15 protein-coding genes are annotated in these 16,324 nt (G+C 39.1%); 8 read left to right on the top strand and 7 right to left on the bottom strand.

The features are described from left to right. Nucleotides 1-389 precede the first annotated feature (389 nt). Nucleotides 390-878 (bottom strand): peptide-methionine (S)-S-oxide reductase, encoded by a 489-nt coding sequence (locus CXF64_RS04920; protein ID WP_101216480.1) that lies wholly within the window; start codon nucleotides 876-878, stop codon nucleotides 390-392. Nucleotides 879-1,065: 187 nt separating this feature from the next. Here CXF64_RS04920 and CXF64_RS04915 point away from each other — a divergent pair, with 187 nt between their 5' ends. Then, nucleotides 1,066-2,931: a TonB-dependent receptor plug domain-containing protein gene (locus tag CXF64_RS04915; protein WP_101216479.1), complete on the top strand. Its 1,866-nt coding sequence runs from the start codon at nucleotides 1,066-1,068 to the stop codon at nucleotides 2,929-2,931. Between the two features lie 108 nt (nucleotides 2,932-3,039). Here the strand turns inward: CXF64_RS04915 and CXF64_RS04910 are convergent, their stop codons facing one another. Both CXF64_RS04910 and CXF64_RS04905 read right to left on the bottom strand, forming a co-directional pair. Continuing rightward, complete coding sequence (locus CXF64_RS04910; RefSeq protein ID WP_007581896.1) at nucleotides 3,040-3,510, bottom strand: hypothetical protein; 471 nt, start codon at nucleotides 3,508-3,510, stop codon at nucleotides 3,040-3,042. 204 nt (nucleotides 3,511-3,714) lie between these two features. Then, complete coding sequence (locus tag CXF64_RS04905) at nucleotides 3,715-3,978, bottom strand: YkgJ family cysteine cluster protein (RefSeq protein ID WP_007375812.1); 264 nt, start codon at nucleotides 3,976-3,978, stop codon at nucleotides 3,715-3,717. A 169-nt stretch (nucleotides 3,979-4,147) separates the two neighbouring features. Between CXF64_RS04905 and CXF64_RS04900 the strand changes: the two genes are divergently transcribed. The 5 genes from CXF64_RS04900 (at nucleotide 4,148) to CXF64_RS04885 (ending at nucleotide 10,877) form a co-directional block, all read left to right on the top strand. Beyond that, nucleotides 4,148-5,326 carry an efflux RND transporter periplasmic adaptor subunit gene (locus tag CXF64_RS04900; RefSeq protein ID WP_007581894.1) on the top strand — a complete coding sequence of 393 codons (1,179 nt, stop codon included), beginning with the start codon at nucleotides 4,148-4,150 and terminating at the stop codon, nucleotides 5,324-5,326. A 2-nt stretch (nucleotides 5,327-5,328) separates the two neighbouring features. After that, complete coding sequence (locus CXF64_RS04895; protein WP_101216478.1) at nucleotides 5,329-8,478, top strand: efflux RND transporter permease subunit; 3,150 nt, start codon at nucleotides 5,329-5,331, stop codon at nucleotides 8,476-8,478. 144 nt (nucleotides 8,479-8,622) lie between these two features. Further along, a complete protein-coding gene (locus CXF64_RS20750; protein ID WP_198551130.1) occupies nucleotides 8,623-8,799 on the top strand; it encodes a hypothetical protein in 177 nt (58 codons plus the stop codon). A 124-nt stretch (nucleotides 8,800-8,923) separates the two neighbouring features. Next, nucleotides 8,924-9,880, top strand: a complete 957-nt coding sequence (locus CXF64_RS04890; protein WP_101216477.1) for a hypothetical protein — start codon at nucleotides 8,924-8,926, stop codon at nucleotides 9,878-9,880. Nucleotides 9,881-9,986: 106 nt separating this feature from the next. Further along, on the top strand, nucleotides 9,987-10,877 hold the full coding sequence (locus tag CXF64_RS04885) for a dienelactone hydrolase family protein (RefSeq protein WP_101216476.1): 891 nt from the start codon (nucleotides 9,987-9,989) through the stop codon (nucleotides 10,875-10,877). 69 nt (nucleotides 10,878-10,946) lie between these two features. Here the strand turns inward: CXF64_RS04885 and rhlP are convergent, their stop codons facing one another. From rhlP to CXF64_RS04870, 3 genes are all read right to left on the bottom strand, one after another. Beyond that, nucleotides 10,947-11,741: a rhombotarget lipoprotein gene (rhlP, locus tag CXF64_RS04880; RefSeq protein ID WP_101216481.1), complete on the bottom strand. Its 795-nt coding sequence runs from the start codon at nucleotides 11,739-11,741 to the stop codon at nucleotides 10,947-10,949. Nucleotides 11,742-12,055: 314 nt separating this feature from the next. After that, complete coding sequence (locus CXF64_RS04875) at nucleotides 12,056-12,400, bottom strand: lactoylglutathione lyase (RefSeq protein ID WP_232783786.1); 345 nt, start codon at nucleotides 12,398-12,400, stop codon at nucleotides 12,056-12,058. 13 nt (nucleotides 12,401-12,413) lie between these two features. Beyond that, nucleotides 12,414-13,349: a LysR family transcriptional regulator gene (locus tag CXF64_RS04870; protein ID WP_101216475.1), complete on the bottom strand. Its 936-nt coding sequence runs from the start codon at nucleotides 13,347-13,349 to the stop codon at nucleotides 12,414-12,416. Nucleotides 13,350-13,482: 133 nt separating this feature from the next. Here CXF64_RS04870 and CXF64_RS04865 point away from each other — a divergent pair, with 133 nt between their 5' ends. Together CXF64_RS04865 and CXF64_RS04860 are read left to right on the top strand one after the other, a co-directional pair. Beyond that, entirely contained in the window at nucleotides 13,483-14,508 is a 1,026-nt protein-coding gene (locus CXF64_RS04865) for a zinc-binding alcohol dehydrogenase family protein (RefSeq protein ID WP_101216474.1), read from the top strand. 368 nt (nucleotides 14,509-14,876) lie between these two features. Then, the gene (locus CXF64_RS04860) at nucleotides 14,877-15,533 is read left to right on the top strand and encodes a nitroreductase family protein (RefSeq protein ID WP_024592671.1); all 657 of its coding nucleotides are present in this window, start codon (nucleotides 14,877-14,879) and stop codon (nucleotides 15,531-15,533) included. A 79-nt stretch (nucleotides 15,534-15,612) separates the two neighbouring features. Here the strand turns inward: CXF64_RS04860 and ribB are convergent, their stop codons facing one another. Beyond that, nucleotides 15,613-16,266, bottom strand: coding sequence for a 3,4-dihydroxy-2-butanone-4-phosphate synthase (gene ribB, locus CXF64_RS04855; RefSeq protein WP_101216473.1), 654 nt, complete (start codon nucleotides 16,264-16,266; stop codon nucleotides 15,613-15,615). Nucleotides 16,267-16,324: the final 58 nt, after the last annotated feature.

The following is a 16,324-nucleotide window of genomic DNA, read 5'->3' as shown; positions in this document are numbered from 1 at the left end:
AAAACACCGGATTAAACTTTACCTGTAGGCGCTAAGCTTACTTGCGCGAGAAGCGATAGCTTCTAATTACTTACTTTTATAGGGCTATATTCAACCTTAAATTACGAGCTGCGCTCGTCACGTCAGCAAGCTGCACGTCTACAAAAAACACCACGTCAAACTTTACCCGTAGGCGCTAAGCTTGCTTGCGCGAGAAGCGATAGCTTCTAATCACTTACCTTTACCTAACGCTATATTCAACCTTAAATTACGAGCTGCACTCGTCACGTCAGCAAGCTGCACGTCTACAAAAAACACCGCGTCAAACTTTACCCGTAGGCGCTAAGCTTGCTTACGCGAGAAGCGATAGCTTCTAATTACTTATCTTTGTGCGCTTACCCTACTCTAAGTTACGATTTATACTTATGCAGTAACTCAAGCGGTATATGGCAATAGTCATCAGGATGATTAGTTAAGCGGTCTTGATGCTCAGGATCGCTTGGCACGTAGTTAGTTAGCAGCTCTACCCCTACCACAATTTTATCAGCATCACTTCGCTGGTTTATATAATTGCTTGCTGCATCTAAATGGCTTTGGCTTTTGCTATAAATGGCAGTGCGATATTTAGGGCCTACGTCATCCCCTTGTTTGTTAACGCTATACGGATCAATAATCTCAAAAAAGAAGCCAAACAGCTCGTTTAAGCTAACCTCTTTTGTACTAAATATTACTTTTACACACTCAGCATAACCGTCGTATTCGCCTTGTGTATTATCGTTTTTTCCATTAGCCCGCCCTGCTTCAGTACTTATTACACCAGGTAAGTGCTTTAAAAACTCTTGCACGCCCCACAGGCAGCCACCTGCAAAGTAAATAGTATCTTGCTGTTTTATATTCATAATAAATGTGACCAAGTTTGTTAGATGCATTAACTTTGCAAATGATTATCAAATGCAGTTTTTAATGAATTAATGTACAATCGCGCCAAAATCGCAGTTGTTTAATTGAATTATTTTATCACGCCTTAAAAGTGTGTTCTGAATTTAATTGTTACCGTAATTGCATATAAAAAATGAGACACACAACATGAAATGGTCACCGCACTTTATACTCCCTGCACTGCTATGCAGCGCGAGCAGTTTTGCCTACGGCGAAGCTATAACTGATAAAACTGAAGCATCACCGGCAATCGAAAAAATAACGGTTGAGGCATCGCCCACGGCAAACACATTACCTGTAGGTACATTTGACTCTCCAGTATCTAATTTAGAGTATGACCCACGTGTTGATTTACAATCACGTAATATGGCTGAAGCGCAAGCCGATGTAACTATACGCGGTGGTATTTTTGAAAATACCGGCTTTAGAGTTGGTAGTGCTACTTTACTTGACCCACAGTCTGGTCATTACTTTGCTGAAATTCCTATTGCACCGCAAATGCTTACCGGCCCTTATATTTTAACAGGCGCAGACAATGCGCTTAATGGTGCTAATAGCTCTGTAGGCACTGTATCGTTTGGCTGGAAACCAATTAGCACGGGCGGCAGTGTATCGGTAGGTACTGGCACAAACGATTTTAACTTACAAAGCTTACATGCAGGTGTAAGTATGCCCCTTGAAGGCGCAAAGGATTGGAAGCTTGGTTTTGAAGGTGAGATTTCTCACTCACAAAGCGATGGCACAATTGATAACGGCGATCACGACTTTACGCGTGCATCGGGTCGCGTTCAATTAGCTGGCGCTGATTCTCAAACAGATTTGTTTTTTGGCTCACAAGATAAGTTTTTTGGCTGGCCAAATTTGTACACACCATTTGGCGTTAACGAAACAGAAGAGCTAGAAACCCGCTTATTAATGCTAAACCATAAGCAAAATTATGCGCAGGATAGTAACTTTGAAGTGTCGGCTTATTACCGCACACACGACGATCATTATATTTACTCTCGCGAAAATCCAAGCGCTTTTGAAGCGTTTCACAAAAGTGAAGTTAAGTCGTTAGCGCTATCGGGGCATCATGCTCAAAGCGATGTATTTGCTGTAAATTATTCAGCACAGTTTATTGACGACTCAATTGAATCTACCACGCTTGAAAACAACTTTACCTCTCGTAAGTATTATAAATTAAGCGTATTGCCTGAATACAAAATGGCGCTTGAGGATAATAAACAACTTACATTTCGTTTAGGTGCTGCGTTTGACGATACAAATAGAGACGACTCTGAACTGTCACTTATTGGTGATATAACGCTTAATACACAAAACAGCAAAGGTTTTGAGCGCACGTTTTATTTATCGTACGCAGAGGCAAGCCAAGTAGCAGGCTATACCGCCATTGGCGGAAGTGATTCAGGCGGGTTATTTAAAAGTAATTACACCCTTGAGCGCGAAACGACTAAAAGCCTAGAGCTAGGTTTATTAGTTGATGAGCAAACTTGGCAACTTAATTCGGCTATTTTTTATCGCAAAGATGACAACTTAACCGATTGGACGTTTAATTTTGATTCAAGCTCTGCGCGCTTTGCAAACGCTGTAGATATAAATACGACGGGCATTGAGTTCTTAGCAACTAAACACTTTGAAACCACCGAAATTGTAGCGAGTTACACCTACCTTCATAAATCAGAAAATTACGGTGCGGCAGATATTGATGCTAGTTTTTACGCATTAAACTTTCCTGATCACCGCCTAACACTCGGCGCAGTGTGGAATCCTACTGATATATTGCAGTTTAGAATAGATAACGAGTGGCGCAAACAGCACGAAAATGCGCTGCGCGGTAGTGACGACGATGCTTTATTTACTCATTTAACGTTAAAAGTTACGCCGCCAATGCTAAAAAACTTATTTATTACTTTAGCAGCAGATAACTTATGGGGTGAATCGTTTGAAGAGATACCTGGTACACCAGGGCGAGGTGAGCAATATACGTTAAGCGCAACGTATAGTTGGTAGAATTGAGCTATCACATTCAAAGACCTGTTTATTTAAAACAGGTCTTTGAATAAATATTTAGCAAAGAATAAACGGCCTACTAAATATTAAGAGCTTTGATTACTCAGCTTATATTGAACCAGAACGACATTGTCTTTTTCTTAGCTCATTATCAATTTGTAAAGGGCGACTAAGCTCATCTGTAAGAACCTGCGAAACAACCGTACCGGTTTCAACTTCTTGTATCCAGATTGATATTTTATCCCCTTCCCTTTTTCTATTTAGCATGTAGCTTTTATCAGAATCTAAATTAACGTTAAAATTAACAAAAGCTTCTTTTTGACTATTTAAAACATCAGGGTTTGAAACACTCGCCTTTACCCATAAATCATGCTCACCACTGATATACTGCTTTGGTTCAGCCCATTGTGTAGGTTTTTTGTTAAAGCACATCAAGTGGACATATTCTAGATCTACTCCCTGCTCTCTTTTAAAGTTTTCGAGTCTAAAGTGGTCTTCTTTAATATCGGTTTTAATGGGTAAGTTTGAACAACCTAATAAAGTCACACCTAATGTAAATGCTGTAAGTAAATTTTTCATTTTTCTTTCCTTTTAAAAATTAAGATTGAACGAAATCACCTATAAATTAGATTTATAAAAAGTATCTTACAATTTCCTATATTAGCAACAAAGTTAAATATGTCTAATATTTCGCCATTAAATAAATTAACGACTGCTTTTATTAACCTTATGAAGATTTTTATTAATAATATATTGTAAATAGATGTGTATTAAAAACGAGGATTAAGTTAGCTCTTCAAGCTCTGTAATAAGCGCTAAAGCTTGTGCATTTGTTGACCCGCACACATCAAGCGTGGCGCTAAAATCGCTACATACTTTTGGGCGACTTTCATCACCAAATAACTTACATAAATTACGTTCATCTAGCTGAATACAACGCTCTCCGGCTTTTTTACCATTTGGCATACCTGGAATAGGCGAACTAATACTTGGCGCAATACAACATGCGCCGCAGCCTAGCCTGCAATTCATCGATTCGGTTTTCATAATTTCCTCTGTATAAAAAACACTTACTTTAATTTCTTTTTAGGAACTTAATTAGTCGCATAGTGAGTTGTAACACACACATGTAATGCTTTGTTACATCTTAAAACAGCTTGTAAACACTTTATTGCGTATTATTGCTCTGTCACCACCAATTATGAAGGAATGCCTTGTGGCTACTACAAAACAAATAATACTCCCAATTGCTGTTTTAGCAGGCGGTATTGCTTTAGCTTTCGCCTTTATGGCAATGAAAAAACCACCCGAAGAAAAGCCTGAGCAAGATTTACGCCCTTTAGTTGCAACACAAAGCATACTTTTAGATTCTATAACGCTCGATGTTAAATCGTACGGCATTGTTAAACCAAAGGACCGTACCGAGCTGATAGCACAAGTTAGTGGGCAAGTTATTTCGGTATCAGATCAATTTGTTGAAGGCGCGTTTGTAAAGCAAGGCGATATTTTAGCACGAATTGATGCAAATGATTACGAGGCAGACTTTATTGAAGCGCAAGCAGGTTTAGCTCAAGCAAGCTCAGCACTTGAAATAGAACGCGCACAAGCACATGTAGCAAAAGCTGAATGGGAGCGTATTAAATCGGACTCAAGCGAAGCTATTGCCTCAGAACTTTATTTACGTAAACCACAACTGGCCGAAAAATTAGCGCGTTACCGCTCTGCTCAAGCAAGTGTTAAACGTGCTAGCCGCAATCTTGAACGTACTTATATTAAAGCCCCATACGATGCCATTATTAATGAACGCACAATTAGCTTGGGTTCAGTAGTAAACCCAGGTAATAGTTTTGGTGCATTGAGTGCAACCTCAGTTGCAGAGGTCCGTTTACCCGTTGCCGACCAAGAACTGCAATATTTAAAAAATGGCGGCGTAGGCTCAAATGTTACATTTAACGCAGAATACGCGGGTAAGCAAACAATGTGGCAAGCCAAAGTAATTCGCACCGAAGGTGTGGTTGATCAAACAAGCCGTATGAGCTACTTGGTTGCACAACTTGCAACACCTTATGGCGATAAAACACGCCCCCTTCGTTTTGGTTCATACATTAACGCTACCATTGAAGGTCGCCCGCTTGATAACGCAATTATTGTTGCGCACCACTTAGTTAAAGATAATAAAATTGTAATTTTAAATGACGATTTAACATTATCGTTTAAAACTCTCAATATTATACGCGAACAAAACGGCATGATTATAGCCAGCCAAGGGCTAAAAAATGGCGAGCAAATTGTTACCTCAGCGCTTGAGTATCCAACTGAAGGTATGGCAGTAAAAGTTGAAGATATTGCGCCTGATAAAACTGATGTAACTCAACTTGCGCTGAAAGAGGAATAATCATGAACACTCGTGAAACAGGGTTAATAGCATGGTTTGCCCGAAACCCGGTTGCTGCCAACCTACTAATGATATTTATATTAGTGGGCGGTATTTTAATGGCGATGACCATTCGCAAACAAATGTTCCCACAGTTTGAAAGTAACTGGATAAGCGTACAAGCGGTTTACCCAGGTGCAGCCCCGCAAGAAGTTGAAGAAGGCATAACCATAAAAGTTGAGGAAAACCTCGAAGGTATTGAAGGCATTAAACGCCTAATTACTTACTCTAACCGTGGTTTTTCACAAGCGTGGATTGAAATAGAAGAACAATACAATCCACAAGAAGTACTTGATGAAATTAAAGTACAAGTTGATTCAATAAACACCTTTCCTGCGGGAATGGAGCGCCCTGTTGTTCGCCGCGATAAATTTGAGCAAGAAGTAATGATACTCGCGCTTTATGGCGACATGAGTAACTACCAGTTAAAAGAGCTTGGCAACGATATTAAAGACGAGTTACAAGCACTGCCTCACGTAAATCTTGTTAATTTTAACGGCGGTTTAGAATACGAAATTGGTATAGAAGTTAGCCCCGATAAACTACGCGAGTACGGCTTAACATTTAGAGATATTGCAGGCGCTGTACAAAACTTTTCGGCCAATATGTCGGCGGGGCAAATACGCTCTGAAAACGGTTATATTTCGATGCGTGTTGAAAAACAAGCCTACCGTGGCTTTGAGTTTGAAAAACTGCCCCTTATTACCCTTGCTGATGGCGCACAAATTTATTTAGGCGATGTAGCAACCATTAACGATGGCTTTGAAGAAGGTCTGCAGTATTCAAAATATAATGGTAAAAATTCACTCTCGTTTGAAGTAAACGCATCAAAAGATCAAGACATTACCGATGTAGCAAAAGTACTTAAAAGCTACATGGCAGCTAAAGAGCCGCTTTTACCTGCAGGCGTTAAGCTCTCTCCTATTGTTGATTTAACTTACTACCTTGAAGGTCGACTTGATATGATGGTCGATAACATGATTTGGGGTGGCTTGTTAGTAATGATAGTACTGGCACTATTTTTACCACTACGCTTGGCATTTTGGGTAATGATGGGTTTACCGGTGTCTTTTCTAGGTGCCTTTTTGTTTATGCCCATTGGCTTTTTAGATGTAACAATTAACCTAGCCTCACTTTTTGCCTTTATACTTGTGCTCGGGATTGTTGTTGATGACGCCATAGTTGTGGGCGAATCAGCCAGTGCCGAAATAGAAAAATACGGTCATACACTTGATAACGTAGTACGCGGTGTTAAACGTGTTGCGATGCCAGCAACCTTTGGTGTACTAACTACCATTGCTGCATTTTTACCACAAACACTCGCAACCGGCCCTGGTGCTGCTTTTTCTAAGGCCATTGGTGGCGTTATTATTTTATGTTTGATTTTTTCACTCATTGAATCAAAACTTATTTTACCTGCACACATTGCAGCAATGAACCCGCGTAAACCAAATCCTAAAAACCTATTACATCGCTTACGTATGGTAATTGATAGTGGCTTAAAAGGCTTTGTGAATAACTACTACCTTCCTTTTGTTAGCCGCTGTATTCACTACCGCTATACCGTAATTGTTGGCTTTATGTGTTTGCTTATTGTAAGCGCAGGTATGTTTGCAGGTGGTTTAGTTAAGTTTGTACCAAACCCTAAAATACCGCACGACTTTCCGCGTATTGATATAGAAATGAACCTTGCCTCATCTGAGCAAGCAACGCTTGAAACCGCACGTAAAATAGAAAGCGTGTTGTTAAAGGTCGATCAGCAACTACAAGAGCAATACGGTAAACCGATGATCCGCGATTTATCGGTAAGCCTGCGCGGACGAACGCAAGCAAATATTATGGCCATTTTGGTAGAGCCTGACTTACGCCCTATCGACACCTTTGCCCTAAGTGCATTATGGCGCGAGCAAATGCCCGCCCTACCAGGCATTAAAACCATGACCATTCAAGACAGTATAATGAATGGCGGTCGAGATGATGGCGACGTTAGCTTTAAACTTGAAGGCAAAAATGCTGACGAGCTAAAAGAAGTGGCTGGTAAATTAAAAGCCAAATTACAAACAATGGAAGGCGTTGGCGACGTAAACGATTCAATGCAAAGCGCTACCGACGAAGTGCAACTTGATTTGAAACCACTCGCTTACAGCATGGGTTTAACGCTTGCTGATGTAGCGTCGCAAGTTAGCTTTAGTTACTACGGCTTAGAAGCGCAGCGAATATTGCGTGAAGGCGAAGAAATTAAAGTCATGATCCGCTATCCAGAAGACGAACGTAACTCAATAAGTGACATAGCAAGTGTGCGTATTATTACGCCTACAGGCGCTGAAGTACCGCTAAGTGAAGTAGCCGAAGTTAAGCTGGTTGACGGTGTAAACCGTATTCGCCGCGAAAACTCTAAACGTACTGTAAACGTATGGGCTGCGGTAAATACCGACCAAGCCGAACCATTTGCAATTGCAGAAGAAATTCGTGATGAATACTTACCAACATTACTTAAAAGCTACCCTGGCGTTACAAGTGATGTAGCTGGGCGCATTCAAGAAGAGATGGATAGCGCTTCAGAGCAGCTTCGTGATTTTGGTATATCAATGATGATTATATTTGCCTTGTTAGCGATTCCGCTTCGATCTTACTCGCAGCCACTTATTATAATGTCGGTTATTCCGTTTGGTGTAGTGGGCGCTATGTTTGGCCATATGATTTTAGGTATGACCATGAGTAGCTTATCGATGTTTGGCATTATTGCTGTAGCGGGTGTGGTCGTAAACGATTCCCTCGTTATGGTTGATTTTGTAAACAAAGCCCGCGCTGAAGGTGTTTCGATTAAGGATGCTGTAATGCAAGCCGGTGCTCGTCGCTTTAGAGCAATATTACTCACCTCAATCACTACCTTTATTGGTGTAATGCCAATTATTTTTGAAACGAGTTTACAAGCTAAAATTGTTATCCCGATGGCTGTATCACTTGCTTTTGGTGTGTTATTTGCCACAGTAATTACACTGATACTTATACCGTGCCAGTATGTTGCACTAGAAGATGCTAAACGATTAGTACGTAAAATGCGTGGCAAGCCACCACTAGTAGATGCCCAACCAGCGCCTACTAATAGCTAAATTAAGTAACATCCCAACCAAAAAAGCTCGGCATATTATGCCGAGCTTTTTATTTTTAGCTTAAAAATGATATTCACCTATTTGCCAAGTCTTTATCTTACTGATAGTTTGACTCTATAAATATAACCCTCAAAAGGAATAATGATGGGCACACTTCAACTTATTTTATTTATTGTATTTGCTGTACTAACCACAATTGGCTACAAAAAGAATAACCGCAACTTAATGCTATTAGGCGCCGTAGCAATATCGTTTGCGTTTGTAGGGCTCGACTTTTTAATCGGCGTAGATGAGGGCTTATCAGAGACTGGTTATGAATGAATTTACAAACCTAGGTAAGTTCACATTATTTAAATTCGTTGTATCTTATACTATGGAAGGTACTTAAAAGTTAGACACTTAAGGCTTTATTTTTACAAATTTTTGTATATAGGAAAGGAATCTAATGCGTTTTTTTATAGTTCTAATCTTGTCTTATGTTGCGCTTTTGAGCGGCTGTCAGCACTTTATTGCCAAGCAAATAACGAAGCCAGTTAAACCTGTTATTTTTGATAAAGCAGTTGTAGATAGCAATGTTTTGGGGAAGAAAACCCAACATTGTATAAGCAATAAACACTGTGTGGATTTTTTATACACCTCACCAACAATGTTTAATAATGGCACAGAAATTTCAACGGTTACACTCAATTTTGAATTAAAAATCGATTCTAAAATTAAAACGTTCGAAGAAAACTTAAATAACGAAAATAAGCACTCTGTTAAAAAAAATAATTTAATCGTTTTATTCCCAGGCTATGGTGTTGATTACACGATCTATGGCATGCAATCACGCTGGCTTGCTCATTTTACAGGAGCTGACGTTATTGTTGCACCTTCCCCTAACCAAAACGAACCATTTGATTTTGGTTTAGTAAACGCAAATATTGTGAGTGAATATATAAAGATACAAGAATATGAAAATATATCTCTTATTAGCTATTCAATGGGTGCAGTTGCGAGTAGTCACATAAAAACCAAGCTAAATATTGATAAACATATACTTATTGCTCCTATGATTAATTTTAAAACTGCATTAAATACTATTGCTAGGTTAACTCACCCTACTTATAGTATGTTTTTAGGTGATGATTATTTGAATGAAGTGGCTATTAAAATAATTGAAGAAAGTGGAGTTCCTGCTTACAAACTTAATCTATTCAATGCACTTAGCACACCTAGTTATTCTGAAAAAACTTACATACTTGCAAGTAATGCAGACAAAGTGAGTCCATATAATGGGTTGCTTACTCTTAATAATCCAAAAGTGAGCATTTATGAGGTAAAAGATTTAAATCACCTTGAAATGGTTTCTTTAATATCCGCACAACAAAGGAATGTGCTCCTTTCCTTGCTTGACGGATAACTTTGGCAACAGTCCTAATAATTGAGAGAAATATTGCTCGTTTTTTATTCTTAATACGTTATGGTATTTAAATAATAAATAGACATAATAAAATTAAGGAACAGCCATGAATACATCTCCCTCTGATCACATTCCTCAAGAAGCCTTTGATTGGTATGACGAATACGCCCACGGTTTAATGGACCGACGTACTTTTATGAAAAAACTCGGTGGCCTTGCTGCTCTTGGCTTTTCGATGGCTGTACTTACATCAGCATTATTACCTAACTATGCACTTGCTGAACAAGTGTCGTTTAATGACGATGATATTAAAGCAACATACGAAGAATTCGATTCGCCAGACGGGCACGGAAAAGGCAAAGGTTACTTAGCAACCCCTAAAAACATAGAAGGTAAGCTTCCTGTTGTACTTGTGGTACACGAAAACCGTGGTTTAAATCCTTACGTAAAAGACGTAGCAAGGCGCTTAGCTAAGGTCGGTTTTATTGCGTTTGCACCCGACGCGCTCTTTCCACTGGGTGGCTACCCTGGTAACGATGATGAAGGACGCGCTATGCAAAAAAACATGGATCGCGCTAAAATTCAAAACGATTTTGTTGCCGCAGCGCACTTTTTAAAATCGCATGCTAACAGTAACGGTAAGTTAGGTGCTGTCGGTTTTTGTTTTGGCGGCTACATTGTTAATTACTTAGCGGCAGTAGATAGCAACTTACTCAGTGCCGGCGTACCTTTTTACGGCACTCCTGCCAGTGAAAGTTTACGTAAAAATATTAAAGCACCGTTAATGATTCAATTAGGCGAGCTGGATAAACGTGTAAACGCGTCGTGGCCACAGTACGAACAAGATTTAAAAGCTAATAATGTTGAATACACTATGCATATGTATAAAGGGGCAAATCATGGATTTCATAACGACTCGACAGGTCGATATGATAAAGACAATGCCGAGCTTGCATGGCAACGTACCGTTGAGTTTTTTAATAAAAAGCTAAGTTAGCTAATAAAAAATAATGCCACCAGCTCTAAGCCGGTGGCATTATTAAAAATACTTATTTTTTTATCAACTTTAAATTTTTTTGCTACGCATAACTAATAACGACACCAAAACGAGTAAATAAATACTCAAAGAGCCACCGTTACTAGAGCCATCTTTATTTTCGACTTTTGCAATTTTTTCTTCTTTAACACGTGTTTTAAACCTTGCTAGTTCTGCATCTAAATTAGTACTCATATCACTAACCGCTAGATTAAAACCTTCAGCCGACTTTTCAGATAACGTTTCATCAATACCTATTGCTGTTGTTCTTTTTTCAAGTTTACTTATACCTGGTGCTCTAAATAGCATTTTTCTACTTTTAATATCAAAAACAGCTGTATCCACAAAGGTTTGAATTGTATTTTCATTACCTGGAATAACGTACATACCCACTATTGTCCAATAAAGTAAGGCTGCATTATTTTCATAAGATTGCGTAACTTGATCATATGAAACCAGTGCCATTACATCGACATCGTAAAGTCTCCCGACTTGCTCGAGTGTTGCGAAGCCTTCACCTCCTTTTAAATAGGTACTTGGTATAACTTCAATGCGGTCAATGTAATCATATTGTAGAAATGACTTTTTTACTTTTTCGAGTAATTCGACTTGATTTTGTGTCTCTAACCCGTCTAGCTGCCAGTTTTTAGACGGTACAAATGCAATTCCGACGGTAACAGGGAGTTTTAAAACAGGTATTTCAGGTTTATAGGTAGAGCGACTTTGTTGATCAGGATATAAGAAGTCCATTAAGCTACTAGATTGCGTATTTTTACCTGTATTGTTGCTCACAAACGAACTACAAGAAGCAAGTAAGGTCGCCATAAAAATGATTATATATTTATTAAATCTCACATTTATTCCTTTTTATTTTTAATTTAATTCAGTTACGTGCCAAAGCTCACCCGATGGTCCCCATAAGTAAATAACGCTACCCCAAGGGTCTAGGGCGTGTTGACCTTTGGTGGTTGAATTTGCAGCTGTGTGTTTGGTATTTAGGCAAGGCAGAGCCTATGATATGTGGTTGTTCCCCATACATAGGCGATAACGTAGCATAAAGACCAAACATACGCTGCCCTTTGGGTTCTTTCTAGGGGCGATTGACTCTTTGTTGCTCGGTTTTTACTTAGCCCACTAGGTTACAAACCCTGCGCCGCGATTAAATCGCCCCTAGATTGAACAAATTTCAATCCATAAAGTTCAACACGCCCTCGTTTTATACCCTCAAAGCGGATATCAAAACCGTTTAGGTTACTAATGAGTTCGTATGCTTCATCTATATTTAACACACAAAGTTGCAGCATTAAGTTTTCAGCAAACGTTTTATTATAATAACGCTGTAAAAAGAACGTACATTCGCCAAAGGTACACACACATAAATCATTTGAGGCATCTTCAATCTTAAATCCAAGCGCTTTATAAAAGCGCTGAGATTGTCCATAATTTTTACAGGGAATAAAAATTCTAATATCATCAACTTGCATAACTCTTCCTTAATTAGCTCAGTACGCTTTTATCAATAATTCCTTTATTTACCAACTGCTGCAGAATAGCTTGGGATTTTGCTCTGCATGCATCACGTAGTAAACGCACCGCAGGGGTTATTGACTGCCTACTTGGGCAAATAAGCCAAAGTTCACCATTAACATGTTGATAATTTGGCATTACAGTAACCACCCTGTCATTGAGTAAATCATCAGCCATATCAAGAGCCGACTTTACAGCTAAGCCCTTACCCGCAACGCACCAGCGCCTGACTAAATCGCCGTCGTTTGAGGCGCGCCTGCCATCCATTTTAACTTTATATTTTGCCTCACCATCGCTGAATTCCCACGTATTATTTATAATATCCTGCAACTGATAAAACAAACCTTGATGCGACGCTAAATCGTCAGGATGCACGGGAGTTCCATTTTGTAAAAGATATTCGTCAGTTGCACATAATAAGCGCGGTATGTTACAAATTTTAAAACCATAAATACTTGCATCATTAGGCGAGCCATAACGAAGTGCTATATCAACTGAGTCACGGTAAAAGTCGATATTACTATCACTTATATGCGTCCTTAAACTTAGCTTTGGATAAGTGTCCATGAGTTCATCAATCCATGGGATCACCAAGTTACGCCCTAAGTCAGATGAAAGTGCAACACGCAATTCGCCTTCTATTTCGTCGTGTTCACCTTTAAGGTTTTGTTTTGCGAGCTCAAGCACTGCTAAAGCCTGTTCACATTGTGGTATGTAGCGCTCCCCAGCAGCCGACAACCTCAAATGACGTGTGGTACGAACAAACAGCTCGCTACCAAGCGCTGACTCCACGCGTTTAATAGCGGCGCTTGCTGTGGCTGTACGCATATCTAACTTAGCAGCTGCGAGCGTAATACTTCTAAACTCAGCGACTTTTAAAATAAGTTTTAAATCTTCTATGTTCATATTATCTATTTATATTTGATAATGATTCAACGATTATGCGGTTTATCTACATTAAAGCAAGGTCTACTATATATCTATTAGCTAGCCAAAGCATGGCTTGCACCTTATACGTAAACAAATTAGGACATTTATTATGAAAGCTATTGGTTATAAAAAATCTCTTTCTGTTACTAATCCTGAATCGTTAATTGATGTTGAATTACCACAGCCAGTTGCAACAGGTCGCGATTTATTAATTAAAGTTAAAGCTATTGCAGTTAACCCAGCAGATTACAAAGTGCGTGCATCTATGCCCCCTGCTGATGGTGAAGTAAAAGTTATTGGTTGGGATGCAGTTGGTGAGGTTGTTGCAATCGGCGATGCTGTAACGGCATTTAAACTCGGTGATGCGGTTTATTACGCAGGTGACATTACTCGCCCAGGTAGTAATGCAGAATTTCAATTAGTGGATGAGCGCATTGTAGGGTTTAAACCGCAGAGCTTAAACGATGCTGAAGCTGCTGCATTACCCCTTACTGCAATAACAGCGTACGAATTATTATTTGAGCATTTAAAAATTGTAAAACAAGCTGCTGATGCAACAACAAAATCAGACGAAATTATTTTAGTAACAGGTGCCGCAGGCGGCGTTGGCTCTATTTTTATTCAACTCGCTAAAGCGATTACTGGCGCAACGGTTATTGCCACTGCATCGCGTGAAAGCTCACAAGCATGGGTTAAAAAACTAGGTGCAGATTATGTCGTTGACCATACAAAACCATTACCCGCTCAAATTGACGCGTTAAACATTGGCTCGGTAACACATGTAGCAAGCCTGCATAGTACTGATACTTACTTTGAAGCGTATACAGAGGTACTTGCACCCTTTGGTAAAATTGCAATGATTGACGATCCTGAGTCATTAGATGTTAGTAAATTAAAAATGAAGAGCTTATCTCTACATTGGGAATTTATGTTTGCCCGCTCAATGTTTAACGCAAAAGACTTAATAGAACAAAGTAAGTTATTAAATCATGTTGCTGAGCTAATTGATCAGGGTCACATTCAAACAACGATTGGTAAAAACTTAGGTGTTATAAATGCAGCTAACCTGCGTATTGCACACACAGAACTTGAAGAAGGTCGCTCTATTGGCAAAATAGTGTTGGAAGGTTTTTAATACTATAAATATTACTCGCCTTATTTATACCTGAATTGATTAAAGGCGCCAATGCAATTGGCGTCTCCAGCCAATATTTCGGGGTGGCTTTTGCTGTATTTATATTTATTAAAGAAACGATTACCTAATAATATTTGATAATGATTCAACCATATACCTGTTTATCATATTGTAATAATCCACTACTATCCGTACCTAGCTATATTGATAAGCCTTACGTTACGTAGATATATCGATTGTATTAAGTAAGTAGAGTGATTTAAAAGCACGATATTATTTTTGTAATAAATTTTTAAAAGGGTTTGTTTTTACTAAAATTGACTCAACATAGTAAATACTGGTAAAACACCTACTCAATGGAAAAACTAATGACTCACCCTATTATTAATGACTTAGAAAAGCGCTACACAGCAAAACGTTATGATGCAACGAAACGTGTATCTCAAGACGATTTAGCCGTTATTTACGAAGCTATGCGCCTGTCTCCTTCATCTATTAACTCGCAGCCTTGGAAATTCATCGTAATTGAATCAGATGAGGCTAAAGAGCGTATGCATAGTACATTTGCTAATAAATTTGCGTTTAACCAGCCACACATTAAAACAGCTTCGCATATAATATTATTTGCTCACAACCCTAAATATACCCGCGATGATTACGCACAAATCATTGATGCAGATATTAAAAATGGTCGTACTAAAGCAGAAAATCGCGAACAAGCTTTTGGTGCTTACGCGTTTGTTGATATGAATACTGATGAGCAAGGCAATAATGAAGAGTGGACTAAAGCACAAACTTACATTGCACTGGGTAACACTATGCATGCAGCTGCACGCTTAGGTATTGACTCTACTCCAATGGAAGGCGTAGATGCCGAGCTGATTGGCGAAGTTTTTGAAAAAGAACTTGATGGTTACGTGTGCGACGTAGCATTAGTACTTGGCTATCACGATAGCGCAGAAGACTATAATGCTAAATTACCTAAATCTCGCTTGGCAAAAGAGCAAGTTATTCAGGTTTTATAAGTAATACGTTATAAACTTAAATGATAACAATATTAAAAAACCACTTATTTAAATAAGTGGTTTTTTGCTTTAAAGCAGTTTAACTTACTTGAAGCTGCGCAGCCTGAATGTATTGCACTAAATCCTCAATAGAAACCACAGTCATATTGTGTTTATTAGCATAATCACTCACCTCAGGTAAGCGCGCCATTGAACCATCTGGATTTGTTAGTTCGCAAATTACGCCAAATGGTTTTAAGCCGGCAAGCTGCATTAAATCAACGGATGCTTCGGTATGACCACGACGAACTAATACTCCACCCGTTTGTGCTTTTAAACCAAATACATGCCCAGGGCGCGATAAATCACTTGGTTTAGCGTTATCGCCTGTCGCTGCTTTTATAGTAGTTACTCTATCAGCAGCAGACACGCCTGTTGTAACGCCATGCTTAGCTTCAATAGTGACTGTATAAGCGGTGTTATTTTGACTTGTGTTGTGGGTTACCATTTGCGGTAAGTCGAGCTGTTTAATGCGCTCCTCCCCCATGCATAAGCAAACAATACCGCTGCCTTCGCGGATCATTTCGGCCATTTGAGAAGTCGTTAAATGCTCAGTTGAAAATACAAAGTCGCCTTCATTTTCACGGTTTTCATCATCAACAACAAGTACGCCTTGCCCTTGCTGTAGTGCAGTAATTGCGCTTTGTACGCGGATATGGCTTTCGCCGAATTGAGTAAGTAGAGACTGAATCATCATTATATTCCAAATAAAAAATAATAGATTCAGGACTGTGAAAGGATCAGTAATATAT

Origin of the sequence: Pseudoalteromonas sp. GutCa3, from assembly GCF_002836155.1 — a bacterium.
GTDB lineage: Bacteria > Pseudomonadota > Gammaproteobacteria > Enterobacterales > Alteromonadaceae > Pseudoalteromonas > Pseudoalteromonas arctica.
Note: the sequence above shows the minus strand (reverse complement) of the source record. Positions and strands in the feature narration are given on the sequence as shown.